The sequence below is a fragment of the Pseudomonas sp. LPH60 genome (assembly GCF_030718165.1).
Classification (GTDB): domain Bacteria; phylum Pseudomonadota; class Gammaproteobacteria; order Pseudomonadales; family Pseudomonadaceae; genus Aquipseudomonas; species Aquipseudomonas danubii.
In genome coordinates this window covers 482,678-507,722 of sequence record NZ_JAVAJH010000005.1, presented here as the reverse complement: position 1 = coordinate 507,722, position 25,045 = coordinate 482,678, and the positions used below count along the sequence as shown (strand labels likewise).

At 60.1% G+C, this 25,045-nt stretch carries 21 protein-coding genes and 2 tRNA genes; 4 read left to right on the top strand and 19 right to left on the bottom strand.

Annotation, left to right across the window (positions count from 1 at the left end):
- Window positions 1-32: 32 nt before the first annotated feature.
- The 7 genes from dnaB to rnr all read right to left on the bottom strand — a co-directional run bounded on the left by dnaB (window position 33) and on the right by rnr (window position 7,275).
- Complete coding sequence (gene dnaB / locus Q8O96_RS20790; RefSeq protein ID WP_007921486.1) at window positions 33-1,430, bottom strand: replicative DNA helicase; 1,398 nt, start codon at window positions 1,428-1,430, stop codon at window positions 33-35.
- A 123-nt stretch (window positions 1,431-1,553) separates the two neighbouring features.
- On the bottom strand, window positions 1,554-2,000 hold the full coding sequence (rplI, locus tag Q8O96_RS20785; RefSeq protein WP_020299422.1) for a 50S ribosomal protein L9: 447 nt from the start codon (window positions 1,998-2,000) through the stop codon (window positions 1,554-1,556).
- A 19-nt stretch (window positions 2,001-2,019) separates the two neighbouring features.
- Window positions 2,020-2,913 carry a hypothetical protein gene (locus Q8O96_RS20780; protein WP_102862918.1) on the bottom strand — a complete coding sequence of 298 codons (894 nt, stop codon included), beginning with the start codon at window positions 2,911-2,913 and terminating at the stop codon, window positions 2,020-2,022.
- Window positions 2,914-2,949: 36 nt separating this feature from the next.
- The gene (rpsR, locus tag Q8O96_RS20775; RefSeq protein WP_002551829.1) at window positions 2,950-3,180 is read right to left on the bottom strand and encodes a 30S ribosomal protein S18; all 231 of its coding nucleotides are present in this window, start codon (window positions 3,178-3,180) and stop codon (window positions 2,950-2,952) included.
- Window positions 3,181-3,208: 28 nt separating this feature from the next.
- Window positions 3,209-3,634, bottom strand: coding sequence for a 30S ribosomal protein S6 (gene rpsF / locus Q8O96_RS20770; protein WP_011058949.1), 426 nt, complete (start codon window positions 3,632-3,634; stop codon window positions 3,209-3,211).
- Between the two features lie 249 nt (window positions 3,635-3,883).
- Window positions 3,884-4,651, bottom strand: coding sequence for a 23S rRNA (guanosine(2251)-2'-O)-methyltransferase RlmB (rlmB, locus tag Q8O96_RS20765; protein ID WP_016964328.1), 768 nt, complete (start codon window positions 4,649-4,651; stop codon window positions 3,884-3,886).
- Entirely contained in the window at window positions 4,648-7,275 is a 2,628-nt protein-coding gene (gene rnr, locus Q8O96_RS20760; RefSeq protein ID WP_305949317.1) for a ribonuclease R, read from the bottom strand. The genes rlmB and rnr overlap by 4 nt, the downstream gene beginning before the upstream one ends.
- A gap of 225 nt (window positions 7,276-7,500) precedes the next feature.
- On the opposite strand from rnr, the gene Q8O96_RS20755 reads away from it, so the two are divergent.
- From Q8O96_RS20755 to Q8O96_RS20740, 4 genes are all read left to right on the top strand, one after another.
- Window positions 7,501-7,587 (top strand) — tRNA-Leu (locus Q8O96_RS20755).
- Between the two features lie 165 nt (window positions 7,588-7,752).
- A tRNA-Leu gene (locus Q8O96_RS20750) sits at window positions 7,753-7,839 on the top strand.
- Window positions 7,840-8,024: 185 nt separating this feature from the next.
- The gene (locus Q8O96_RS20745) at window positions 8,025-9,050 is read left to right on the top strand and encodes an extracellular solute-binding protein (protein WP_102862916.1); all 1,026 of its coding nucleotides are present in this window, start codon (window positions 8,025-8,027) and stop codon (window positions 9,048-9,050) included.
- Window positions 9,050-10,615, top strand: coding sequence for an iron ABC transporter permease (locus tag Q8O96_RS20740; RefSeq protein WP_305949316.1), 1,566 nt, complete (start codon window positions 9,050-9,052; stop codon window positions 10,613-10,615). Before Q8O96_RS20745 ends, Q8O96_RS20740 begins: the two co-directional genes overlap by 1 nt.
- 64 nt (window positions 10,616-10,679) lie before the next feature.
- Here the strand turns inward: Q8O96_RS20740 and Q8O96_RS20735 are convergent, their stop codons facing one another.
- From Q8O96_RS20735 to Q8O96_RS20680, 12 genes are all read right to left on the bottom strand, one after another.
- Window positions 10,680-12,614 (bottom strand): methyl-accepting chemotaxis protein, encoded by a 1,935-nt coding sequence (locus Q8O96_RS20735; RefSeq protein ID WP_102862914.1) that lies wholly within the window; start codon window positions 12,612-12,614, stop codon window positions 10,680-10,682.
- A gap of 139 nt (window positions 12,615-12,753) precedes the next feature.
- The gene (locus Q8O96_RS20730; RefSeq protein ID WP_047283686.1) at window positions 12,754-14,046 is read right to left on the bottom strand and encodes an adenylosuccinate synthase; all 1,293 of its coding nucleotides are present in this window, start codon (window positions 14,044-14,046) and stop codon (window positions 12,754-12,756) included.
- A 54-nt stretch (window positions 14,047-14,100) separates the two neighbouring features.
- Entirely contained in the window at window positions 14,101-15,288 is a 1,188-nt protein-coding gene (locus Q8O96_RS20725) for an ATP phosphoribosyltransferase regulatory subunit (protein WP_102862913.1), read from the bottom strand.
- Window positions 15,289-15,580: 292 nt separating this feature from the next.
- Entirely contained in the window at window positions 15,581-16,450 is an 870-nt protein-coding gene (hflC, locus tag Q8O96_RS20720) for a protease modulator HflC (protein ID WP_102862912.1), read from the bottom strand.
- Complete coding sequence (gene hflK / locus Q8O96_RS20715; RefSeq protein ID WP_102862911.1) at window positions 16,450-17,628, bottom strand: FtsH protease activity modulator HflK; 1,179 nt, start codon at window positions 17,626-17,628, stop codon at window positions 16,450-16,452. The genes hflC and hflK overlap by 1 nt, the downstream gene beginning before the upstream one ends.
- Before the next feature lie 96 nt (window positions 17,629-17,724).
- Window positions 17,725-19,026, bottom strand: a complete 1,302-nt coding sequence (gene hflX, locus Q8O96_RS20710) for a ribosome rescue GTPase HflX (RefSeq protein WP_102862910.1) — start codon at window positions 19,024-19,026, stop codon at window positions 17,725-17,727.
- 12 nt (window positions 19,027-19,038) lie between these two features.
- Window positions 19,039-19,299: an RNA chaperone Hfq gene (gene hfq / locus Q8O96_RS20705; protein ID WP_007921378.1), complete on the bottom strand. Its 261-nt coding sequence runs from the start codon at window positions 19,297-19,299 to the stop codon at window positions 19,039-19,041.
- 92 nt (window positions 19,300-19,391) lie between these two features.
- Window positions 19,392-20,363 carry a tRNA (adenosine(37)-N6)-dimethylallyltransferase MiaA gene (gene miaA, locus Q8O96_RS20700; RefSeq protein ID WP_102862909.1) on the bottom strand — a complete coding sequence of 324 codons (972 nt, stop codon included), beginning with the start codon at window positions 20,361-20,363 and terminating at the stop codon, window positions 19,392-19,394.
- Complete coding sequence (mutL, locus tag Q8O96_RS20695; protein WP_102862908.1) at window positions 20,363-22,273, bottom strand: DNA mismatch repair endonuclease MutL; 1,911 nt, start codon at window positions 22,271-22,273, stop codon at window positions 20,363-20,365. Before mutL ends, miaA begins: the two co-directional genes overlap by 1 nt.
- Window positions 22,270-23,697 carry an N-acetylmuramoyl-L-alanine amidase gene (locus Q8O96_RS20690; protein ID WP_205413457.1) on the bottom strand — a complete coding sequence of 476 codons (1,428 nt, stop codon included), beginning with the start codon at window positions 23,695-23,697 and terminating at the stop codon, window positions 22,270-22,272. The genes mutL and Q8O96_RS20690 overlap by 4 nt, the downstream gene beginning before the upstream one ends.
- A 3-nt stretch (window positions 23,698-23,700) precedes the next feature.
- The gene (gene tsaE / locus Q8O96_RS20685; protein ID WP_207166986.1) at window positions 23,701-24,171 is read right to left on the bottom strand and encodes a tRNA (adenosine(37)-N6)-threonylcarbamoyltransferase complex ATPase subunit type 1 TsaE; all 471 of its coding nucleotides are present in this window, start codon (window positions 24,169-24,171) and stop codon (window positions 23,701-23,703) included.
- Window positions 24,159-25,019 carry an NAD(P)H-hydrate dehydratase gene (locus Q8O96_RS20680; protein ID WP_305949315.1) on the bottom strand — a complete coding sequence of 287 codons (861 nt, stop codon included), beginning with the start codon at window positions 25,017-25,019 and terminating at the stop codon, window positions 24,159-24,161. Before Q8O96_RS20680 ends, tsaE begins: the two co-directional genes overlap by 13 nt.
- Between the last annotated feature and the right edge of the window lie 26 nt (window positions 25,020-25,045).

Below are 25,045 nucleotides of genomic sequence, written 5' to 3'. Positions count from 1 at the left end.
GCCGGCAAGCGAATTGCCGGCGAACGGGCGGGTTATTCGTCGTCGTCGAAGTTGTAACTGCCCGGCGCGAGGTTCTCGAAGCGGGTGTACTTGCCGATGAACGCCAGGCGGATAAAGCCGATGGGGCCGTTCCGCTGCTTGCCGATGATGATCTCGGCAATGCCCTTGTGCTCGGTCTCGGGGTGATACACCTCATCCCGGTACACGAACATGATCACGTCGGCGTCCTGCTCGATCGCTCCGGATTCCCGCAAGTCGGAGTTCACCGGGCGCTTGTTGGGGCGTTGTTCCAGAGAGCGGTTGAGCTGGGACAGGGCCACCACCGGGCAGTTGAATTCCTTGGCCAGGGCTTTGAGGGACCGGGAGATCTCGGAAATCTCGTTGGTCCGGTTGTCACCGCTGGAACCGGGGATCTGCATCAACTGCAGGTAGTCGATCATGATCAGCGCGATGTCGCCGTGCTCACGCACCAGGCGACGGGTCCGCGCACGCATCTCCGAAGGGCTGATACCCGCGGTGTCGTCGATGAACAGCTTGCGGTCATTGAGCAGGTTGACGGCCGAGGTCAGGCGCGGCCAGTCGTCGTCTTCCAGCTGGCCGGAACGGACCTTGGTCTGGTCGATGCGGCCCAGGGAGGACAGCATACGCATGATCAGCGATTCGCCTGGCATCTCCAGGGAGTACACCAACACCGCCTTGTCGCTGCGCAGTACCGCATTTTCCACCAGGTTCATGGCGAAGGTGGTCTTACCCATGGACGGACGGCCGGCGACGATGATCAAGTCGGCCGGTTGCAGGCCGCTGGTCTTCTCGTCGAGGTCGGTGTAGCCGGTGGACAGGCCGGTGATGGCGTTGTCGGTATTGAACAGGGTGTCGATGCGGTCGATGGCCTTGGTCAGCAACTCGTTGACGCCCACCGGACCGCCGGTCTTGGGCCGCGCCTCGGCAATCTGGAAGATCTGCCGTTCGGCCTCGTCGAGGATCTCTTCGGCGGTGCGACCTTCAGGGTTGAAGGCGCTGTCAGCGATCTCGGTACTGATGCCGATCAGTTGGCGCAGGGTCGCCCGCTGGCGAACGATCTGCGCATAGGCCTTGATGTTGGCCACCGACGGGGTGTTCTTGGCCAGCTCGCCGAGATAGCCCAGGCCGCCGACCTGGGAGGTCTGGCCTTCCTTGTCCAACTGCTCGGACAGGGTGACCACGTCGATGGGCATGTTCTGATCGGCCAGCTTGGCGATGGCGCGGAAGATCAAACGGTGGTCATGCCGATAGAAATCGCCGTCGGACACTTGATCCAACACGCGTTCCCAGGCGTTGTTGTCCAGCATCAGACCACCGAGCACGGCCTGTTCGGCCTCGATGGAATGCGGCGGCACCTTCAGGGCAGCGGTTTGCAGATCATATTGCTCGGGAGCGGAAATATCGTTCATGGCCACTTGGAATTCGGGGGTGAAAATCAGGATCAGCAGAAAGACAAAGGGCACGACCTGTAAACAGGATCGTGCCCGATGTTAACCGTCAGCCACACAAGGTGCCAGACGATTTGGTACTGCTTAAGCAGCCACCACGACAACGCGTACGGTTGCTTCAACTTCAGCATGCAGGTGCACGGCTACGTCGAATTCACCTACGTTGCGGATGGTGCCGTTCGGCAGACGAACTTCGCTTTTTGCAACTTCAACGCCGGAGGCGGTCAGTGCATCAGCGATGTCGTGGGTGCCGATCGAACCGAACAGCTTGCCTTCGTCACCGGCGGTGGCAGTGATGGTCACTTCCAGCTCGGCCAGTTGGGCAGCGCGGCTTTCAGCCGAAGCTTTACGGTCTGCAGCCAGTTTTTCCAGCTCAGCACGACGCTCTTCGAACGCAGCCAGGTTGGCAGCGGTAGCAGCGGTGGCTTTGCCGTAAGGCAGCAGGTAGTTACGGCCGTAACCAGCCTTAACGTTCACTTTGTCGCCCAGGTTGCCCAGGTTGGCGACTTTTTCCAGAAGGATCAGTTGCATGTGAAAATCCTCTTAACTTTTAACCTTCACCGTTCGCGTTATCGGCGTCTTTCGGCGCCAAACGACCGCGAAAATCAACCAGACTGTCGACAATGGCCAGGACCACTAGCAACGGATAGATCAGCTGCATGAATGGCAACAGCGTGACGTACAACCCCACCAGCCAGAATCTGGCCAGTCGCCCTTGCGCCACCAGCCCGTGAATCAGGGCCAGCCCGGCAAAAGCCAGCGGGACACTGCACATCGGCGTAAGCATGGCCAGTTGAGGTCCGAAGTTCGGCCCCACCAGCATGCACGCCAGCAGCAACATCGCTGGCCCAAGAGGGATTCTGATGGCGCGAAACTCGCGACCAAAACCACCCGGGTTATACAACACAGCCTGCCAGTAACGCCCAAGAATCAGGCTCAGCACGCTGATGGCTTGCAACAAGGCCGCTATCAGGCCGGTCAGGATCGGTGCAATCAGCGTGGCAAGACGAGCTCGCTCTTCAACCGATAACTGCTGGTAGACCTCACCCAAGGCCATCGGCAGGATCTTTATCAATTCCTGCGACAACGCTTCGATCTGAGGGCGGAAAGCCGCACCCAGGACTCCAGCAAACACCAATCCCATCGCTATGCTGACCAGCAGCACGCGGCTCCAGGACTCGCCTGCGCGCAAAACCAACGCAAGACTCGAAGACCCCACCAGCACCAGAAATGCTCGCGGGTCATCGAACGCCAGCCACCAGAACAAAGCCGGCAGCATTCCCAGAGCGAGGACACCAAGGGCATCCTTCAACCCGCGCCGCAGAAGCACCAGGCTCCCCGCGGCAGCACCCAACCAATACAACAACGGCAATGCCGAACAGCCAGCCACTACCAGAGTGGCCTGCATACGACCGCGCATGATGAACTCAGCTAAGGCGCGCATGCATTCAATCCCTTACTACTTGTCGACTGCCCGGTCTCAGCGGCCGTGGCTGTCGGTGTAGGCCAGCAGGGCCAGGAAGCGGGCGCGCTTGATAGCGGTGGCCAGCTGACGCTGATAACGAGCTTTGGTACCGGTGATGCGGCTTGGAACGATTTTGCCGGTCTCGGATACGTAGGCTTTCAGAGTGTTGAGATCTTTGTAATCGATCTCTTTCACGTCTTCAGCGGTGAAGCGGCAGAATTTACGACGACGGAAGAAACGTGCCATGTAATTGGCTCCTCAAAAGGTCCGTGGATTACTCGTCAGCGTTATCGCTGGCGTCGCTGTTGTCGCTGTCATCGCCATCGGCGCTGTCAGCATGCTCAGGACGGTCACGACGCTCACGGCGCTCACTGCGGTTTTCTTCAGCCTTGAGCATCTCGGATTGGCCAGTGATGGCTTCTTCGCGACGGATGACCAGGTTACGGATCACAGCATCGTTGTAACGGAAGTTGTCTTCCAGCTCAGCCAGGGCTTTACCGGTGCACTCAACGTTCAGCATCACGTAGTGAGCCTTGTGAACATTGTTGATTGCGTAGGCCAGTTGACGACGGCCCCAGTCTTCCAGACGGTGGATTTTGCCGCCGTCTTCTTCGATCAGCTTGGTGTAACGCTCAACCATGCCGCCGACTTGCTCGCTTTGATCCGGGTGGACCAAAAAGATGATTTCGTAATGACGCATGAATGCTCCTTACGGGTTGTAGCCTGCCGCCTATAAGCGGTCAGACAAGGAGTGAATGACACTGGTGTGTCTTGCCTGTTAGTAGGCACATATGCGCCTGCCGTCACGGCAAGGGGCGCAATTGTAGAGAAGGGGGAACAGCGGCGCAAGGCAATTGGTGATTATTTGAACAATCACCTGCAGGAGCCAACGAGCCGGCAATGGACGGCAGGGCATGGTTCGCCGGCAAGCCGGCTCCTACGGGATAGATCAGGCTTTTTTGGCGACGGCCTTGGCCTTGGCGCCGCGCTGGCGCATGGCTTCGAACAGGCAGACGCCCGTGGCCACGGAGACGTTGAGGCTGCTGACGCTACCGGCCATTGGCAGGCGCACCAGATAGTCGCAGTGCTCGCGAGTCAGGCGACGCATGCCCTTGCCTTCGGCCCCCATGATGATGATGGTCGGGCCGGTCAGATCCTGATCGTACAACTCCTGCTCGGCCTCGCCGGCGGTACCGACGATCCACAGGCCGCGCTGCTGAAGCTTTTCCAGGGTACGGGCCAGATTGGTCACCGCCACCAGCGGAATCACTTCGGCAGCACCGCAAGCCACCTTGCGTACGGTCGGGGTCAGAGTGGCCGACTTGTCCTTGGGCACCAGCACCGCCAGGGCACCCGCCGCATCGGCGGTACGCAGGCAGGCGCCAAGGTTGTGCGGATCGGTCACACCATCCAACACCAGCAACAGTGGCGCGCCCTCGGTGCGATCCAGCAGCTCGTCGAGCATGGCTTCGCCCCACACCTGGCTTGGGCTGACTTCCGCCACCACCCCCTGATGCACGCCTTCAACCCAGGCGTCCATCTCACGACGCTCGGCCTGGCCGACCGACACACGGTTCTGCGCAGCCAGATCAACCAGCACCTGAACCCGTGGGTCACTGCGCCCTTCAGCCAACCAGATCTGCTTGACCCGCTTGGGATGGTGACGCAGCAACGCTTCTACAGCATGCACGCCGTAGATCTTTTCCAACTGACTCATGACTTGGCCTTAGGTTTGCGCGCGCCGCCGCTTTTCGCGCCGGAAGCGGAGCCCGCCTTGGGCGGCCCCTTACGATGTTTGCTCGGTTTGGCTGGCCGGTCGCTGTCTCTGGCCGGAGCCGATTTGCCGGACTTTCCCCCAGACGCCGCTTTACCACCGCCTTTGGCTCCCGCCAGCAGCGCCTGTTTCATTTCACGACTTTTGCGTACTTCGGCGTTTTTTGCCGCCGCATCGCTCGGACGGTAAGCCTCGACCGCTTTCTCCTTGGCAGAGCTGCGACGCCCCGCCTTCGCTGGAGCTGGCTCTTCGACTGCCTTGCTCGCCGGCACGTCCGCAACACCCCGCTTTTTACGGCCAATAGGTGCAGCAATGGTCTTTTCGGCCATCTCGAAATCGATTTTGCGCTCGTCCAGATCTACGCGCATGACCCGCACTTCCACGGTGTCACCCAAGCGGAAGCTGCGACCGGTGCGCTCGCCCGCCAAGCGGTGATGCACAGGATCGAAGTGGTAGTAGTCACCTGGCAGCGCAGTGACATGCACCAGGCCTTCGACGTAGATATCGGTGAGTTCGACGAACAGACCAAAACCGGTGACCGCGGTGATCACGCCAGGGAAGGATTCGCCGACGCGATCCTTCATGAACTCGCACTTGAGCCAGTTCACCACGTCACGAGTGGCTTCGTCGGCGCGACGCTCACTCATCGAGCACTGCTCACCGAGCTGCTCGAGGATGGCCTCGTCGTACGGATAGATACGCGCTTTCGGAATACTCATCGCTCCGGCTCGACGCACGTGCGGCGTGTCTTGCTTGGAGTGGATGACACTGCGAATGGCCCGATGGGTCAGCAGGTCCGGGTAACGACGGATCGGCGAAGTGAAGTGGGTATAGGCTTCGTAATTCAGGCCGAAGTGGCCCTGATTATCAGCGCTGTACACCGCCTGGCTCAGCGAGCGCAGCATCACGGTCTGGATCAGGTGGTAATCCGGACGATCCTTGATGGTTTCCAGCAGCGCCTGGTAGTCCTTCGGCGTAGGACCATCCTTGCCTTTATGCAGGGACAGGCCCAGCTCGCCAAGGAAGGCACGCAGCTTCTCCAGACGCTCCGGCGGCGGACCGTCGTGCACCCGGTACAGGGCCGGAATCTCGTGCTTCTTGAGGAACTCGGCGGTGGCCACGTTGGCCGCCAGCATGCATTCCTCAATCAGTTTGTGAGCATCGTTGCGCGTGGTTGGACGAATTTCGGCGATCTTGCGCTCGGAACCGAAGATGATCCGGGTTTCCTGGGTTTCAAAGTCGATGGCGCCACGGGTATGACGAGCACCGAGCAGGACCTTGTACAGCGCATACAATTGCTTAAGGTGCGGTACGACATCCGCGTACTCACCGCGCAGTTGCTTGGCTTCGGTGGTTTTCGGCTGCTCGAGCATGGTGCTGACCTTGTTGTAGGTCAGTCGCGCCTTGGAGTGGATCACCGCTTCATAGAACTGGTAATCGGTCATTTCGCCGGACTTGGAGATGGTCATCTCACAAACCATGGCCAGGCGATCAACTTTCGGGTTCAGCGAGCACAGGCCATTGGAAAGCTGCTCAGGCAGCATCGGGATAACCCGCTCTGGGAAATACACCGAGTTGCCACGCACCTGGGCTTCAGCATCCAGAGCCGAACCAATCTTCACGTAGCTGGAGACGTCGGCAATGGCCACGTACAGTTTCCAGCCGCCGCCGAACAGGCGCAGCTTGCCGGGCTTGGCTTCGCAAAACACCGCGTCGTCGAAGTCGCGAGCGTCTTCACCATCGATGGTGACAAAAGGCAGGTCGCGCAGATCAATGCGTTTCTCTTTGTCCTTCTCCTCCACTTCCGGCTTGAGCTTGGCGGCCTCTTTGAGCACGGCCTCGGGCCAGACATGGGGAATATCGTAGGTGCGCAGGGCAACGTCGATTTCCATGCCCGGCGCCATGTAGTTGCCTACCACTTCAACTACGTCGCCTTGTGGCTGGAAGCGCGGCGTCGGCCAGTGAGTAATCTTCACTTCAACGAACTGACCGACCTTGGCATTGGCATTACGCCCCGGTGTCACCAGCACTTCCTGCTGGATCTTCGGGTTATCCGCTACCACAAAGCCGATACCGCCCTCTTCAAAGTAACGCCCCACGATGCTTTCATGGGCACGAGATACCACTTCGACGATCACGCCTTCGCGACGACCACGACGATCCAGGCCGGAAACTCTGGCCAGGGCGCGGTCACCATCGAATACCAGGCGCATTTGCGCCGGGCTCATGAACAGGTCGTCGCTGCCATCATCCGGCACCAGAAAGCCGAAGCCGTCGCGGTGGCCGCTGATACGACCGAGGATCAGGTCGAGCTTGTCCACCGGCGCATAAGTGCCGCGGCGGGTGTAGATCAGTTGAGCGTCGCGCTCCATGGCGCGTAGGCGGCGGCGCAAAGCTTCAAGTTGGTCCTCTGTGGTCAGACCGAACTCTTCTACCAACTGCTCGCGACTAGCAGGCGAACCCCGATCAGCAAGGTGCTGGAGGATGAGTTCGCGGCTAGGAATAGGGTTTTCGTATTTTTCCGCTTCACGAGCGGCCTCGGGATCGAGGGACTGCCAATCGGCCATTAGATAAATTTCACCTTGTCTATATGCGGGTTAGTTTGGCATACGCGTATTGAAACGGGAAATTTCAGGCTCAGACAACGCTGGAAAAATCCTCATCGCCGCCTCAGAAACATCCTCACGCCTGCCACCGGAGACTTTTTTCAAACTTTTTTGAAATCGGGGTTTACAGCTTAAAAGAGCCTCCGTATAGTGCGCGCCATCGACGACGGAGACGTCAGCGATACTGCCCAGATGGTGAAATTGGTAGACACGCCAGCTTCAGGTGCTGGTGACCGCAAGGTCGTGGAAGTTCGAGTCTTCTTCTGGGCACCAATTCAAGAGCTTGAGATTAGATCAATTTCAAGACTCAAACAAAAACCCGCGAAAGCGGGTTTTTGCATTCTAAGTGTTTGATTTAATAAAACCAAAACAGGGGTTTACAGATCAAAACACGGTCCGTATAGTGCGCTCCATCGACACGGCGACGACGTCGATACTGCCCAGATGGTGAAATTGGTAGACACGCCAGCTTCAGGTGCTGGTGACCGCAAGGTCGTGGAAGTTCGAGTCTTCTTCTGGGCACCAATTCAAACTTGAGAGCATCGCTTTCAAGTCTCCCAAAAACCCGCGAAAGCGGGTTTTTGCGTTTATGCCTCCAGGCATTCCCTCGCCTCATCGCCCCGCCGTCGTACCCGTAAAGCGCACATGAGAAACGATATCGTTTATGATTGTTACAAGTTTTTGCGGCACTACAGTGAGGAAACCTGCGAATGATGTTCAGAAATACCCTCCTTCCAACATCCCTTCTGCGTGGCTTGACCATCACTTTGCTGGGATTGACCCTGGCATCTCCACTCACCCAAGCAGCCGATCCAGTTTCCCTGACCCTGTATAACGGCCAGCACAAGGAAGTCGGCGATGCCGTTGCCAAGGCCTTCGAAGCCAAGACCGGCATCCACGTCAACGTGCGCAAGGGCAGCAGCAATCAGTTGGCCAGCCAGGTCGTCGAAGAAGGCGATCGCTCCCCCGCTGATGTGATCTACACCGAAGAGTCGCCGCCCCTGAACAAACTGGGCGAACAAGGCCTGCTTGCCCAGACCGATGCCGCGACCCTGGCCGTCCTGCCCAAGGAATACGTAGCCAGCAACGGCACCTGGATCGGCATCACCGCTCGAGTGCGAGTGGTGGCTTTCAACCCGAAACTGATCAATGAGAAAGACCTGCCCAAGTCGGTGATGGAGTTCTCCCAGCCACAATGGCAAGGCAAGGTCGGTTTCGTACCGACCAGCGGCGCCTTCCAGGAACAAGCCGTGGCCATCATCAAATTGCACGGCATGGATGCAGCAGAAGAGTGGCTGACCGGCCTGCGGGCATTCGGCAAGGTCTATAGCAATAACATGGTAGCCCTCAAGGCCGTGGAAAACGGTGAAGTGGCCACCGTCCTGGTGAACAACTACTACTGGTTCGCACTGCAACGGGAAAAAGGTCAACTGGACTCGAAGCTGCACTATTTCACCGGCGGCGATGTTGGCGGCCTGATCACGGTCTCCAGCGCCGCAGTGCTCAAGTCCAGCAAACACCCGAATGAAGCTCAACAGCTCCTTGCCTATATGGCCAGCGAAGAGGGTCAGCGGGTGATCACCCAGACCACCGCCGAGTACCCACTGCATAAAGGCATGGAGTCGGATCGCGGCCTCAAGCCATTCAGTGAACTGCAGGCTCCGAAAGTAACCCCGGCCGACCTCGGAAATGCCGAGGAAGCACTGGACCTGGAACGCGACGTCGGCCTGAACTGATGAGTCCACCACTCTGCGCCCCCGTCTCGCGCACGCCTTACGTGCCGAGGCGCAAGCGACCATCGATCTGGCTGCTGCTGCCGGTATTGCTACTGGTTTGCCTGAGCCTGCTGCCTCTGCTGTATGTCGGGCTCAAGGCCTGGCAAGCCGGCTGGGCCGAAGCGCTGCACCTGCTGTGGCGCCCTTATGTATTCCGCCTGCTAAGCAACACCTTGCTACTGATGCTGGGAGTCACCATCGCCTGCGCAATGATCGGCCTATCCCTGGCTTGGCTGCTGGAGCGCAGCGATCTGCCAGGACGACGGATCTGGGGCGTAGTGCTGTGCCTGCCCTTCGCCGTACCGGCCTTCATCAGCAGCTTCACCTGGGTGTCCCTGAGCGCCGGATTCGAAGGACTGGGCGGTGCGATCCTGGTGATGACCCTGTCCAAATACCCCCTAGTGTTCCTGCCAGTGGCAGCCACCCTACGCAATCTTGACCCCTCCCTCGAGGAGTACGCACGCACCCTTGGGCAAAATCGCTGGGGCGTGTTCTTCAAGATCACCCTGCCCCTGCTCTGGCCATCGTTACTGGCAGGAGCCCTGTTGATTGCCCTGCACATGCTGGTGGAATTCGGCGCCCTGTCGATCATCGGCCTGCAAACCTTCACCACGGCGATCTATCAGCAATTCGAGCTGGAGTTCAGCAACGCCAACGCAGCCATGCTCTCGGCGGTACTGCTGGTGCTGTGCCTGATACTGCTGGGTCTAGAGCTGCGGGTTCGTGGCAAGGGGCGTCACGTACGCACCGGCCAAGGTGCAGCGCGACATGCAGAACAGGTACGCCTGGGACGCTGGTCCGCAGGCGGACAAATCTACTGCCTGCTACTGGCCTTGATTGGCAGCGGCGTTCCCCTGGGCATGCTTGCCTACTGGCTGGCCGTGGGTTCATCGGCCGCTTTCCCAGTGGCAGCCATCGGCGAAGCACTGCTTTCCTCCCTGGCACTGTCCCTGGGCGGCGCCGCCCTGTGCCTGGCGCTGGCGGTTCCTGTGGGACTGCTAGTGGTGCGTCACAAGGGACGACTGGCCATCTGGGCCGAGCGTCTGCCCTACCTGTTGCATGCCCTGCCCGGCCTGGTGATCGCCCTGACGCTGGTGTACTTCGCCCTGCACTATGTGCCGGTGCTGTATCAAACCTCGGCGCTGTTACTGATCGCCTATGCCCTGCTGTTCCTGCCCCTGGCACAGGCGCCCATCCGCACCGCCCTGAACAAGGCCGCGCCGCAACTGGAAGAAGCGGCAAGAACCCTGGGAGCATCGCCATTCAGTGCTTTTTGCCGGGTAACGTTGCCGATCATCTTTCCAGCACTGGGCGCGGCCTTCGCCCTGGTGTTTCTGGATGCGATGAAAGAGCTGACTGCAACCTTGCTGCTCAGCCCGACCGGGCTGAATACCCTGGCCACAGAGGTCTGGGCCCATACCGCGAATGTGGAGTTTGCGGCCGCGGCACCTTTTGCAGCACTGCTGATTCTGGTGTCTGGGCTGCCGGTGTACCTGCTGACGACGCGGATGTATCTGAGCCGTTGAGAAGTGCTTCGCCGGCACGCCGGCTCCTACAAAGTGACGCAGGAGCCAGCCGGCCAGCGAAAGATCAAGCGCGGAACTGCCCCAGACTGGCCTTGAGCTGCGCCGCCAGGCTGTCCAGTACCTTGCCGCTGGCGGTGGTCTCCACCACAGCCTGAGCCGCTCGCTCGGCCTGGGCATGAATGGTTTCCACCCGCCCCCGCACCGCTTGCGCGCCCTGAGCCTGATGCGCCGCAGCCTGGGTGGCCAAGCCAATCGCGGCATGTACCTGTTCGACCGAAGACTGCACCGTCTGCTGCAGGCGGACACTGTCACGCAGCACCAGCAGACCCTCGCTGGCCTGACGGCCGGCCTGGCCAATAGCCGCCACCGCCTCCCGCGCGCCCTGTTGCAACGCGCCGATATGGGCCTGGATATCGCCCGTGGAACTCTGGGTCTTGCTGGCCAGGGCTCGCACCTCATCCGCCACCACGGCAAACCCGCGCCCGGTTTCACCGGCGCGCGCTGCTTCGATCGCCGCATTCAGCGCCAGCAGGTTGGTCTGTTCGGCAATGCCATGAATCACCGTCAGCACCACCTCGATCTGCTCGCTCTGCTGAGCCAGGCGCTCGATCACCTTGGCCCCGGTATCCACCTGCCCGGCCAGGGCTTCGATCAGACTGCCAACCTGCTCCGAAGTGCGGGTGTTCTCGTCAGTGGCCTGACGGATCTCCACCACCTGCTGCAGCGCCGCCTGCATCGCCTGGCTTTCCGCCTGGGCCTCATCAGCCATCTGCGATAGCGCCCGCAAGCTTTCGGCCACTTCGTCACGCTGCGCCTCAGCCGCTGCATCCGCCCCAGCATTGCGCAGGCTCATAGCCCCAATCTCCACACCGGTACGCTGCGCCACATCGCCCGCTTCGCGCACAATGGGCTGCAACTTATCCACAAAGCGATTCACCGCCGAGGCCATATCACCGATCTCATCATTGCTGTTGAGAGGCACGCGCTTGGTCAGATCCCCTTCGCCTGCTGCCAGATCGTTGAGAGCCGTGATCAACAGATGCAGTTTGTTCACCACTCGCCGCCCCAACACTACCGCCAGCAACAGCAGCAGGGCCAAACCCACCAGCGCCAGGCCAACACCGATCTGCCAGCGCAAGGTGGCCGCAGCCTCCTGCACCGTGCTTGCGGTATTGGCCTGCATCTGCGCGGCAGTGGCCTGAGCCGATTGCAAGCGCGAGCGCATGGCCGCCGAACTGTCGGCGGAGGCTCCCTTGAGACTGTCGCCAACCAACTGGTCACTGCTGGCGATCAATGCCCCGAAGCGCTGATCCAGGGCGGCGATATCTGCCTCTACCGAGGCTGTGGACACCCCCATCAGCACCTTGCCGATTTCCACTCCATTAGGATTGATCGACGCCTCAAGGTAGTAGACAGAAGGATCGTTCTTGGCGGCATCCAGAACCTTGTCCAAGGCCCGATCGCCCTTGCCCTTTTCCAGCAGGGCCTTGTTGATCGGATTCTCACGATTCAGATAGCGAGTCAGATGCTCACCTGCAGCATCGTCATAGACCACGAACAGTACGTTGGGGTTACGCTGGGCACGCCGTGCGAACTCGGACAGAGTCGGCACATCACTGTCCCACATGGCACGAGGCGCCACAGAGGCCAGCAACTGGGCCATATCATTGGCGGAGTCCTTAAGATCCTTCTCCAGCGCTGCGCGCAGTTGGACCTGCTCCTCCTTTAGACGCGAAGACAGCCCCGCCGTCAGACGCTGACGCGTACTGCTGGACAGGCTTTCCAGACTGGAAGTGACTTCCTTGCCCGCCTGCTCGAGTTCGCCAGACAACTTCTGACTATCAACACCCAAACGCGCAGCCAGATCGGCCTCCAGGGCAGTTACCGTGCTCCGAGTCAGTGCAACGGCGAGTACTACCTGCACCAAAAGGGCGATACCGAGAGTAACGAACACAGGCCGCAGTAAACGGCTTTGTAACAGTGAGAGAACGGCCGACACAGGAAATCCCTCTACTTTTGGCGCCATTATTCTGATGGCACTCTAGAAGCGAGTTTCACAGCAAGGGTCGTGCCGCACGACAGGCAGAAACGACAAAGGGCCCGATCAAGGGCCCTTTGGTTTTTACATCAACAACTTATCAAGCGAACGGATGACGCAGAACGATGGTTTCGTTGCGGTCCGGGCCCGTCGAAATAATGTCGATCGGCGCGCCGACCAACTCTTCGATGCGCTTGATGTAGGCCTGAGCAGCGGCAGGCAGCTCTTCCAGGGTCTTGGCTCCCAGGGTCGATTCGCTCCAGCCCGGCATCTGCTCGTACACCGGCTCCAGGCCGATGTAGCTGTCGGCGTCGGTAGGCGCGTCGATGACTGCACCATCCTGGTTCTTGTAGCCAACACAGATATTGATGGTTTCCAGGCCGTCCAGTACGTCCAGCTTGGTCAGGCACAGGCCCGAGATGCTGTTGACGTCGATGGCGCGACGCAGGATCACGGCATCGAACCAGCCGCAACGACGGGCACGACCGGTAGTCGCACCGAACTCGTGGCCACGCTTGGCCAGGAAAGCGCCGACGTCATCGAACAGCTCAGTCGGGAACGGACCCGAACCCACACGAGTGGTGTAGGCCTTGGTGATGCCCAGGATGTAGTCCAGGTACATCGGGCCCACGCCCGAACCGGTGGCGATGCCGCCAGCGGTGGTGTTGGAGCTGGTGACATACGGATAGGTGCCGTGGTCGATGTCCAGCAGCGAACCCTGGGCACCTTCGAACATAATGTCCTTGCCGGCGCGACGCAGCTGGTGCAGCTCGGCGGTGACGTCGAGCATCATCGGCTTGAGCAGCTCGGCGTACTCCATGCACTCGTCCAGCGTCTTCTGGAAGTCGATGGCAGGCTCTTTGTAGTAATTGACCAGCACGAAGTTGTGGTAGTCCAGCAACTCGCCCAGCTTGGCGGCGAAACGCTCGCGGTGGAACAGATCACCGATGCGCAGCCCGCGACGGGCAACCTTGTCTTCGTAAGCCGGGCCGATGCCGCGACCGGTAGTACCGATCTTCTGCTCGCCACGAGCCTTCTCGCGGGCCTGGTCCAGGGCTACGTGATAGGACAGGATCAGCGGGCAGGAAGGGCTGATGCGCAGACGCTCACGCACCGGCACGCCTTTCTCTTCCAGCTTGACGATTTCACGCATCAAGGCATCCGGTGCTACCACCACGCCGTTACCGATCAGGCACTGCACGCCTTCGCGCAGCACGCCGGACGGAATCAGGTGCAGCACGGTCTTCTCACCGTCGATCACCAGGGTGTGGCCAGCGTTGTGGCCACCTTGGTAGCGCACTACGGCGGCGGCATGTTCGGTCAGCAGATCAACGATCTTGCCTTTGCCCTCATCACCCCACTGGGTGCCCAGGACTACGACATTCTTACCCATAACACTTGTCCTCATTCGCGCAAACTTGGTGCCGGCAGCCGCCGGCAGGAAAACTCAAGAAGCCAGCGGCAATACTTGCCAAAGCCCATTCTGCTGAATCAATTGCCGGTCGCAGTCCGCTTCACGGGCGGCGGCCAAAGGTTGCCCAGGCAACGCCTGAACGACACGCTGACCCTCACTGCGCAACTGGCAGACGGTCTGCCAGAGTGCCGCGTCAGTGCTGTCAGGCATCCAGATACCACCAGACGGCAGCTCGACCTCAGCACGCCCCAGGGTCACCAGGGTTTTCAAATCGGTAGAAAAACCGGTGGCTGGACGGGCACGCCCAAAATCCGCGCCGATGTCATCGTAGCGACCGCCCTGAGCGATGGATTGACCCACGCCCGGTACAAACACCGCGAACACCACACCCGTGTGGTAGTGATAGCCCCGCAGCTCGCCCAGATCGAAATACAACGGTAAGTCAGGGAAACGCACCGACAAGCGCTCGGCGATCGTCAGCAATTCATCCAGGGCCAGTAGCACCGAGGTCGGCGCACCCGCCAGGCGACGGCGAGCATCGCCCAATACTTCGCGGCCACCACACAACTCCACCAGGGAGCGCAGCATGTCGGCCAGATCGGCAGGCAGGCCCTGGGTCAGGCTGATGACTTCATCGATCGCCTTGCGCTGCAGGGCATCGAACAATTGTTGCTCCACGGCACCGGACAGGCCGGCAGCCTGGGCCAGGCCGCGGTAGATGCCCACATGCCCCAGATCCATGTGCACATCCGGCACATCGGCCAACTGCAGCATGGCCAACATCAGACTGATGACCTCAACGTCGCTGCTCGGGCTGGCGTCGCCGTACAACTCGGCGCCCAACTGGATCGGACTGCGCGAGGACGACAAGGCCCGCGGCTGAGCATGCAGCACGCTGCCGGCATAGCACAGGCGGCTCGGCCCTTCGCGACGCAGGGTGTGGGCATCGATGCGCGCCACTTGAGGCGTAATGTCGGCACGGAACCCCATCTGCCGACCCGACTGCGGGTCGATGACCTTGAAGGTACGCAGGTCCAGGTCCTGGCCGGCACCTGTCAGCAGGGATTCCAGGTATTCGATATGGGGAGTCACGACAAACTCGTAACCCCAACTCTGAAACAGATCCAACACCTGACGACGCGCCACTTCAATGCGCGCCGCTTCCGGCGGCAATACTTCTTCGATGCCATCTGGCAGCAGCCAGCGGTCTACCGTTGCCATTACGCCATTCCCCTATGGTCCGGGCGGCAAGCCTGGGGCCAGCCTTAGAGTGAAGCAGAAAACAGTCGCATCCGACGCGAGCTCAGCCGGACAGGCAGCCAGAAATCAGCTGTACAGACTATTTTCCTCGAAAAATCTTGCCGAGCTCTTGAACGAGCCACGGCCAATCAAAGATGCAGACGCAAAAAAGCCGGGAATTTCCCGGCTGCCGCATCATACACCCGTTTTCCCAAAGGATCACCCCGCGAGGCATTTTAGCCGCCCGGCGGGGTGCCCAAGGATCAGGGCCTGATCAAGGCTTGGACTTTTCCAGGTAGTGGAAGAAGTCGCTGCTTGGGTCCAGAACCATGACGTCGGATTTGTTTGCAAAGCTTTCACGGTAGGCACGCAGGCTACGGTAGAACGCATAGAACTCCTGGTCCTGGCCGTAGGCCTTGGCGTAGATCGCCGCCGCCTGAGCATCACCATCACCGCGCGCCTCTTCAGACTCGCGATAGGCTTCAGCCAGCAGCACGCGACGCTGACGATCAGCGTCAGCACGAATACCTTCGGCCAACTCGTTACCCTTGGCACGGTGCTCGCGAGCCTCACGCTCACGCTCGGTGCTCATGCGCTCGAACACGCTGCGGTTCACTTCCTTCGGTAGATCGATGGCCTTGACCCGGACATCGACCACTTCGATACCCAGCTCCTTTTCCGCCATCCTGTTCAGCGAAGCCGTGATATCCGCCATCAGCGCATCACGCTCACCGGAAACCACTTCATGCAGGGTGCGCTTACCAAACTGGTCACGCAGGCCCGATTCCAGACGACGGGAAAGACGCTCGTCGGCAATTTGCTTGAGACCGGAAGTCGCGGTGTAGAAGCGCTCAGCATCCTTCACTCGCCACTTGGCGTAGGCATCCACCATGACGGCTTTCTTTTCCAGGGTCAGGAAGCGCTGTGTCGGTGCATCCAGGGTCATCAGGCGCGCATCAAACTTACGCACCTGGTTCACGTAGGGCACTTTCACATGCAGGCCAGGCTGGACATCAGCCTGGACCACACGACCGAACTGCAGCAACACCGCGCGCTCGGTCTGAGCGACGATGTAGAAGCTGTTCCAGGCAACCACCGCCACGACAACGCCCACGATCAGGGCGATCAGCGATTTATTGCTCATCAGCGACTCTCCCTAGAACGCGTCTGCTGCTGTTGCTGCATGTGCTCCGCAGCGGCGCGCGCATTCGCTTCATTGCTGGTCGCAGACGCTGATCCCGTTGCCGGAACACCGCCACTACGACCACTGTCGATCATCTTGTCCAGCGGCAGGTAGAGCAGGTTGTTCTGCCCGCCTTTGCTGCCGGTTACCAGAACTTTGCTGGTATTGCTGAAGACTTCCTGCATGGTGTCCAGGTACAGGCGCTGACGAGTCACTTCAGGAGCCTTGCGGTACTCGGCAACCAGCTTGGTAAAGCGATCAGCCTCACCCTTGGCCCGCGATACCACTTCGTCGCGATAACCATTGGCATCTTCGAGAATGCGCTGAGCCTGACCACGAGCCTCCGGCACAACACCGTTGGCGTAGGTTTCAGCCTGGTTGCGCGAACGCTGTTCGTCTTCACGAGCTCGGATCACGTCATCGAAGGCTTCCTGCACTTCACGCGGTGCAGCTGCGCTCTGTACGTTCACCTGAGTCACGGTGATACCGGTGCGGTAGTTGTCGAGGAAGCGTTGCAACCGCTCCTTGATTTCACTGGCCATCAATTCACGACCTTCAGTCAACACTTGATCCATGGCGGTGGAACCCACCACATGGCGCAGGGCGCTGTCGGTTGCATGCTGCAGACTGATTTCCGGCTGATCAACGTTCAACACGAAGTCCTGCAGATTGCTGATCTTGTACTGCACGGTCAGCGGCACTTCGACGATGTTCTCGTCCTCGGTGAGCATCTGCCCCTGCTTGGTGTAGGCACGCTCACGCGTGACGTTTTCCATGTACTTGCGATCGATCGGCGGGAAGTAGATGTTCAGACCCGGGCCGACGGTTTCGTAGTATTTGCCGAAGCGCAGCACCACGGCCTGCTCCTGCTCATCGACTACATAAACCGCGCTGTACAGCCACACGGCCGCCAGCACGACAAGACCAATACCCAGCAAGCCGAAACCACCGCCCTTGCCGGAGCTACCGCCGTCATCACCACGTTTCTTACCACCACCGAACAACCCATTCAGGCTTTCCTGCAGCTTACGGAAGGCCTCGTCGAGATCTGGTGGCCCCTTGCGATCGCCATTATTGCGGCGCTTACCACCCCAAGGGTCCTGATTATTCGAGTTGCCACCCGGCTCATTCCAAGCCATAGCGCTCTCCATCTGATAAAGCAAAGACGCACCCACGGCGCGCCGACCAATGCTACAGAATGCCTGCTACAGCGGCACAACCGCATGCCCAGGCTTTTATTGCAAAGTGTGTTGCTCGATGAATTCCGACGGTTGCAGACCTTCGCGACTGACCAGCCGGTTCAACTCGGCCCGCGGCAGGCGAACGGCCAGCAAACTGACCCCTTCGTCGTCGTGATCTTCTTTCTGCACAGCGTTCAACTGGAAAAACTGTGCTCGCAGTCGAGCAAAACGCTGAGGCAAGCGCAAGGTGCCTACGAACAAATCTTCACCCAGCAGCTCCGCAATGGCCTGCTTGAGCAGATCAAGTCCCTGGCCATCACGGGCCGACAACCAGACACGCTGCGGCTTGCCATCGGGATCGCGCTGAATCTGCGGCTCCACACCCTCGAGCAAATCGAGTTTGTTATAGACCTCCAGGATCGGCAAGTCTTGAGCCCCGATCTCACCCAGTACCACCATCACCTGCTCGATCTGGGCCATGCGCTCGGGCTCGTGAGCATCGATCACATGAAGCAGCAAGTCGGAGTTGCTGGACTCTTCGAGGGTAGCCCGAAACGCCTCCACCAGCTTGTGCGGCAGGTGGCGAATGAAACCGACGGTATCAGCCAGCACAATCGGCCCCAGATCATCCAGCTCCAAGCGGCGCAAGGTCGGATCGAGGGTAGCGAACAGCTGGTCGGCGGCGAAAACATCGGACGCGGTGACAGCATTGAACAACGTGGACTTGCCAGCGTTGGTGTAGCCCACCAGCGAAACTGAAGGAATGTCGGCACGCTTACGGCCTCGACGAGCCTGCTCGCGCTGGCTGCGAACCTTTTCCAGACGCGCCTTGATCTGCCGCAGACGCACGCGCAGTAGGCGCCGGTCGGTTTCCAACTGAGTCTCACCCGGACCACGCAGACCAATACCGCCTTTCTGCCGTTCAAGGTGAGTCCAGCCACGAACCAATCGCGTGCTCATGTGCTCAAGCTGTGCCAGTTCTACCTGGAGCTTGCCCTCATGAGTGCGTGCGCGCTGAGCGAAGATATCGAGAATCAGACCCGTGCGATCAATCACGCGACACTCGAATACACGTTCGAGGTTACGTTCCTGACTGGGCGTGAGGATGTGATTGAAAATCACCAGGTCTACCTGTTCGGCTTTGACCAGATCGCGCAATTCCTCGACCTTGCCGCTGCCAACCAGGTATTTGGCGGTTGGCCGATGACGCGGCACGCTAACAAACGCGACGGTCTCGGCGCCGGCCGATAATGCCAGCTCCTGAAACTCCTGCGGATCTTCGCGCGCCTCAGGGTCCTGACCATCCAAGTGAACGAGAATGGCCCGTTCACCACCACCGTGGCGCTCAAAGAACAAAGGAGACTCCTATCAGGCGTTACCTGGCTCAGCGTCACCCTGTTCGGATTCGGATGCGCTAGGCAGACGAATTGGGCGAACTGGAACCACTGTAGAGATAGCGTGTTTGTAAACCATTTGGCTGACGGTGTTTTTCAGCAGGATAACGAACTGGTCGAAGGACTCGATCGTGCCTTGCAGTTTGATCCCGTTAACCAGATAGATGGAAACCCCAACTTTCTCTTTACGCAATGTATTCAAGTAAGGGTCTTGTAGCGAATGCCCTTTTGACATGTGCCGCACTCCTTTAAGGATCAATAATAAAAATCGGAAAACAGATAGCTCAAACCGTCACACCCCCAAGGATAGACGGCAATTGCAAGGACTCAGCTCAATATGGAGATCGTCCCTAGGTATTTCAAGGCGCGTGGCAGATTGTCGCAATCCAGGCTGTCCAACCATTGCAGGTCAGCCCAACTGCGTAACCAGGTGAACTGCCGTTTCGCCAATTGGCGCGTGGCAATGATGCCCCGCTCCTGCATTTCGGCTGACGTCAGCTTGCCATCCAGATGATCCCAGACTTGGCGGTAACCCACTGCACGTATAGACGGCAACCCGGCATGCAGGTCACTTCTTGAGCGCAGAGCTACGACCTCGTCAATGAATCCCTGTTCCAACATTTGTGTGAATCTTTGTGCAATACGCTGGTGCAGTACCTGACGATTCGCCGGAGCGATGGCCAGATTGGCGACAGTATAGGGCAATTGACCGCGTCCCGATGCGCCTGCCTCAGCACTTTGCGCCAATTGACGCTGACGATGAGCGGTCATTGTCAGACCGCTGACCCGATAGACTTCCAGCGCTCGGGTCAGGCGTTGAGGATCATTGGGATGAATCCTCGCCGCAGACTCGGGGTCCACAGCCGCCAGTTGATCATGCAGCGCCTGCCAACCAAGGCGTTGAGCCTCGTCTTCGAGTTCGGCGCGGACCTGCGGGTCTGCTGGCGGCATATCCGCCAGGCCTTCAAGCAGCGCCTTGTAATACAGCATGGTGCCCCCCACCAGCAGCGGAATTTTGCCCCGAGCGGTGATATCGGCCATGGCCGCGAGGGCATCGGTGCGAAAATCTGCCGCCGAGTAGCTTTCGGCAGGGTCGAGAATATCGATCAGGCGATGGGGAAACTGCGCCAATAACTCCTTGGAGGGCTTGGCGGTGCCAATATCCATGCCGCGATACACCAGCGCCGAATCGACACTGATCAACTCGCAAGGCAGCACCTTGGTCAGCTCGATGGCCAGGTCGGTCTTGCCCGCAGCGGTCGGGCCCATCAGGAAAATCGCTGGAGGAAGCTGAGTCATCAACGGCCGCGCAAAAAGAGTTTGTCCAGATCGTCCAGACCCAATTGGGTCCAGGTCGGTCGACCGTGGTTGCACTGGCCGCTGCGCTCGGTGTTTTCCATATCCCGCAACAGGCCATTCATTTCCGCCAGGGCCAGGCGCCGGTTGGCACGAATCGCGCCGTGGCAGGCCATGGTGCCGAGCAGTTCATTGAGATGAGCCTGAATTCGGTCGCTGGTGCCGTATTCCATCAAATCAGCAAGCACATCATGCACCAGTCGATTGGCTTCAGCCTGCTTCAACAGCGCCGGAATCTGCCGGATCGCCAGAGACTCAGGTCCCAGGCGTTGCAACTCGAAGCCCAGACGCTGGAACCAGGCGACATGCTCTTCCGCGCAATCGGCTTCACGCTGGCTGACGGCAATCGATTCCGGCACCAGCAACGGCTGGCCACTCAAGCCTTCGCTGGCCATGGCCACCTTCAAACGCTCGTACATGATCCGCTCATGAGCAGCGTGCATATCCACCAGCACCAGGCCCAGAGCGTTTTCCGCAAGGATATAGATGCCCTTGAGCTGTGCCAGGGCATAGCCCAAAGGCGGAATATCCTCCTGCCCCTCCGGCAGGGCTGTGGCCGCAGCCCCAGGCAAGGGCGCAAAGAACTCGCGATAGACTCCCTGGGACTCCGCAGCCGGCAGCACTGGCTGGGGCCGTGGTGTGTACTGATACTGATAGCCACTACCAGCACCGGTGCCCGGCGCATTGAAGCTCGGCTGGGACTGCGGCTGCTCCAGGGCCAGGTTCGCGGCCAGACGCATTTCACCCTGGGGTCCGAACTCACCGGCTTCGATACCGCTTGGCCGCACAATCCCTGCTACCGCCGCCGGCGCCGCCAACTGGTCCTCGGGGCGCACGTCGCCCAAAGCCCTGTGCAAGGTGCCATAAAGGAAGTCATGCACCATACGCCCATCACGGAAGCGCACTTCATGCTTGGTCGGGTGCACATTGACGTCGACCACCGAGGGATCGACCTCGAAAAACAGCACAAAAGTCGGATGCCGGCCATTGAACAGCACATCGCGATAGGCCTGACGCACCGCGTGGGCCACCAGCTTGTCCCGTACCGCACGACCGTTGACATAGAAATACTGCAAGTCCGCCTGGCTGCGGGAGAAGGTTGGCAAGCCCACCCAGCCCCAAAGATGGAGACCGTTGCGCTCGACCTCAATGGGCAGCGCCTGCTCCAAAAAGCCCGAGCCACAGACCGCCGCCACGCGCCGGGCGCGAGCTGCATCATCCTTGGCTTCATGCAGACTGAGGATGCTCTTGCCGTTGTGGCGCAAATGGAAGGCCACGTCGAAACGCGCCAGAGCCAAACGCTTGATCACCTCCTGCAGGTGATCGAACTCGGTTTTCTCCGCCTTGAGAAACTTGCGTCGGGCTGGAGTATTGAAGAACAAGTCACGCACTTCCACCGAGGTGCCTACCGGGTGGGCCGCCGGCTGCACTCGCGGCGCCATGTCGCGACCTTCGGTTTCGACCTGCCAGGCCTGATCGGCATCACGGGTACGGGAGGTCAGGGTCAAGCGCGCCACGGAACTGATGGAGGCCAGGGCTTCACCGCGAAACCCCAGGCTCATCACCCGCTCGAGGTCTTCCAGGTCGCGGATCTTGCTGGTGGCGTGCCGCGCCAGCGCCAGAGGCAGATCGTCGGAGGAAATGCCACTGCCATCATCACGGACCCGCAGCAGCTTGACTCCAGCCTGCTCGACATCCACATCAATGCGCTTGGCGCCAGAGTCCAGGCTGTTTTCCAGCAGCTCCTTGATCACCGAAGCCGGGCGCTCAACCACTTCACCCGCGGCAATCTGGTTAGCCAGGCGCGGACTGAGCAGCTCGATGCGCGCGCCGCTGATTACCGAGTCACTCATTCCTTTGCCGCCAATTCAGTGCCGGGGATGGTCAGAACCTGCCCCACTTTCAATTCATCGCTTTTCAGATTGTTGGCACTGCGCAGGGCAGGCGCCGATACCTGGTAGCGCACCGCGATCATCGCCAGGGTTTCCCCCGGGTTGACCCGGTGATCGCGAGGCCCCTGGGCAATCTTCCCGGAATCTCGCAGCCAGGCGATATAGGTGCCCGGTGGCGGGTTCTGCTGGAAGAACTGCCGCACGCCGCTGCTGATGGAGCGAGCCAAGGCCTGCTGATGGCTGACAGTAGCCAGCTTCGAGGCTTCGTTGGAGTTGGAGATAAAGCCTGTTTCCACCAGGATCGATGGAATATCCGGGGACTTGAGCACCATGAACCCAGCCTGTTCCACACGCTGCTTGTGCAGCGGTGTGACCCGGCCGATGTTGTTCAGGACTTTCTGCCCGACATTGAGGCTGGAGGTCAGGGATGCGGTCATCGACAGATCCAGCAGCACCCCGGCCAGCATCCGGTCCTTGTCATCCAGGCTGACGTTGCCGGCACCACCGATCAGGTCAGAGCGGTTTTCACTGTCCGCCAGCCAGCGGGCAGTTTCCGATGTGGCGCCGCGCTCGGACAGGGCGAATACCGAGGCGCCAAAGGCTGCGGTCGAAGGCGCGGCATCGGCGTGGATCGAAACGAACAGGTCAGCGCCCTTCTTCCGAGCGATCTCGGTACGACCGCGCAACGGAATGAAGTAGTCGCCAGTACGGGTCAACTCGGCACGGAACCCCTTGATGCCATTAATCTGGCGCTGCAGTTCACGGGCGATGGCCAGCACCACATCTTTCTCATGCTGGCCACGGGAGCCGGAGGCACCCGGGTCTTCACCGCCGTGACCGGCGTCGATCACCACGATGATGTCGCGCTTGCCCGCCGGGGCCGGCGGCAGCTTGATCGCGGGCTCCGCAGGCGTGACTGGCACGGCGGGAACGGTGGCCACAGCTGGGGGCGGAGCAGCAGGCGGTGCGGCATCAGCAGGGTTGTCGAACAGGTCGACTACCAGGCGATTGCCGTACTGGGCGTTGGGCGCCAGGGTAAAACTCTTGGGGGTAACGGCCTTTTTCAGGTCGATGACCACTCGCAGGTCACTGGGGGTACGCTGCGCCGAGCGCATGGCGGTGATCGGCGTATTGGCCGTGGCGACATTCAGTGGACCGCCGAGGGTTGCGCCATTGATATCGATCACCAGACGATCCGGGGCCGTCAGGGTAAAGACGCTGTGCTGAACCGGACCGGACAGGTCGAAGACCAGTCGCGTGTTATCCGGTGCCCGCCACAGGCGGACGCTGCGAACCTGTGTAGCGGCCACAGCATCGACGGCCAATGCCGTAAGCAACAGTCCTACGACAGCAACCAACGCGCGAATGCGCATACCTAACCCCATCAATTATTTGAATTCCAACGCCAAAGCGGCACACCAGGACTCGCCTCGCGAGCCTTGAGACAATAGATGCACAGAACGCCCATTGTTATGCGGGGTAATGGTAATGGTCAGGTCGGGCTTTGGCAAAAAGCCTGCACCACGCTGGGGCCACTCCAACAGACACAGTGCATCGCCTTCGAAGTAGTCACGAATCCCCAGAAACTCCAGCTCCTCCGGGTCCACAAGACGATACAAGTCGAAGTGAAAAGCCCGCACCGAACCTATCTCGTAGGGCTCCACCAGGGTAAAGGTCGGACTTTTTACCGCCCCGTCATGCCCGAGGCCACGGATGATCCCCCGGGACAGGGTGGTTTTGCCCGCCCCCAGATCGCCCTCAAGAAAAATCACCCCCACGCCTTGAGTGACGCGAGCAATGCGTGCACCAAATTCCACCATGGCCTGCTCGTCGGCCAGATAAAGGGTTAACTCAGACACGGTGACTGCTCCTCCAACAACTGACGAATGGCTGGAATCAGATCACTGGCCGCCAGCCCTCGGCCCAATTTGCCTTGCTGCTCGCCAGCGCGGGCGTGTACCCAGACCGCCAGGCAAGCCGCATCGAATGTCGACAGTCCCTGCGCCAGCAACGCACCGATCAATCCTGCGAGCACGTCCCCCAGCCCCGCCGTGGCCATCGCCGGATGCCCACCATCACAGCGGGCCACTTGCCCCTCGGGGCTGGCGATCAGGCTGCCAGCCCCCTTGAGCACGGCAACCGCCGAGTATTTTGCGCTCAAGGCCCGGGCCGCCGCCGGACGATCACCCTGAACCTCGGCGATGGAGATCCCCAGCAGACGAGCCGCCTCCCCGGGATGGGGGGTGATCACGCTGGCCACCGGCAGTTGTAGACCGCCCAAGGCCAGGAGATTCAAGGCATCGGCATCCCATACCTGAGGCAAAGGCGCGTTGGCCGCTGCCGACAACAGGCTGCGCCCCCAGGCGCCCTGCCCCAGTCCGGGACCAACCACCAGTACCGTGGCCCGCGCCAACAGCCCCATCAGTTGATTGGCCGAATGGGTGCCCTGGGTCATGACTTCCGGCAGCCGCGCAGCGGCCGCCGCGACGTGCTCATTGCGAGTTGCCAGGGACACCAGCCCCGCACCACTGCGCAAGGCACTTTCCGAACTCAATAACGCGGCGCCAGCAAAGCCGCGGTCGCCACCGATCAGCAACAAATGACCGAATTGCCCCTTATGAGCGTCCAGAGGACGAGCTTCCAATCGCGGCAAATGAGCGTCAGTCAGCAGCTGAACGTCGAGTAAAGGGTGTTTTGTCTGCGGCATGCGTCTTCGGGCTCCGATGTCTGGCA

Bases quoted from the DNA above. Each gene is read 5' to 3' on its own strand.
- dnaB (WP_007921486.1), bottom strand. From the start codon at position 1,430: ATGAACGATATTTCCGCTCCCGAGCAATATGATCTGCAAACCGCTGCC.
- rplI (WP_020299422.1), bottom strand. From the start codon at position 2,000: ATGCAACTGATCCTTCTGGAAAAAGTCGCCAACCTGGGCAACCTGGGC.
- Q8O96_RS20780 (WP_102862918.1), bottom strand. From the start codon at position 2,913: ATGCGCGCCTTAGCTGAGTTCATCATGCGCGGTCGTATGCAGGCCACT.
- rpsR (WP_002551829.1), bottom strand. From the start codon at position 3,180: ATGGCACGTTTCTTCCGTCGTCGTAAATTCTGCCGCTTCACCGCTGAA.
- rpsF (WP_011058949.1), bottom strand. From the start codon at position 3,634: ATGCGTCATTACGAAATCATCTTTTTGGTCCACCCGGATCAAAGCGAG.
- rlmB (WP_016964328.1), bottom strand. From the start codon at position 4,651: ATGAGTCAGTTGGAAAAGATCTACGGCGTGCATGCTGTAGAAGCGTTG.
- rnr (WP_305949317.1), bottom strand. From the start codon at position 7,275: ATGGCCGATTGGCAGTCCCTCGATCCCGAGGCCGCTCGTGAAGCGGAA.
- Q8O96_RS20745 (WP_102862916.1), top strand. From the start codon at position 8,025: ATGATGTTCAGAAATACCCTCCTTCCAACATCCCTTCTGCGTGGCTTG.
- Q8O96_RS20740 (WP_305949316.1), top strand. From the start codon at position 9,050: ATGAGTCCACCACTCTGCGCCCCCGTCTCGCGCACGCCTTACGTGCCG.
- Q8O96_RS20730 (WP_047283686.1), bottom strand. From the start codon at position 14,046: ATGGGTAAGAATGTCGTAGTCCTGGGCACCCAGTGGGGTGATGAGGGC.
- Q8O96_RS20725 (WP_102862913.1), bottom strand. From the start codon at position 15,288: ATGGCAACGGTAGACCGCTGGCTGCTGCCAGATGGCATCGAAGAAGTA.
- hflC (WP_102862912.1), bottom strand. From the start codon at position 16,450: ATGAGCAATAAATCGCTGATCGCCCTGATCGTGGGCGTTGTCGTGGCG.
- hflK (WP_102862911.1), bottom strand. From the start codon at position 17,628: ATGGCTTGGAATGAGCCGGGTGGCAACTCGAATAATCAGGACCCTTGG.
- hfq (WP_007921378.1), bottom strand. From the start codon at position 19,299: ATGTCAAAAGGGCATTCGCTACAAGACCCTTACTTGAATACATTGCGT.
- miaA (WP_102862909.1), bottom strand. From the start codon at position 20,363: ATGACTCAGCTTCCTCCAGCGATTTTCCTGATGGGCCCGACCGCTGCG.
- mutL (WP_102862908.1), bottom strand. From the start codon at position 22,273: ATGAGTGACTCGGTAATCAGCGGCGCGCGCATCGAGCTGCTCAGTCCG.
- Q8O96_RS20690 (WP_205413457.1), bottom strand. From the start codon at position 23,697: ATGGGGTTAGGTATGCGCATTCGCGCGTTGGTTGCTGTCGTAGGACTG.
- Q8O96_RS20680 (WP_305949315.1), bottom strand. From the start codon at position 25,019: ATGCCGCAGACAAAACACCCTTTACTCGACGTTCAGCTGCTGACTGAC.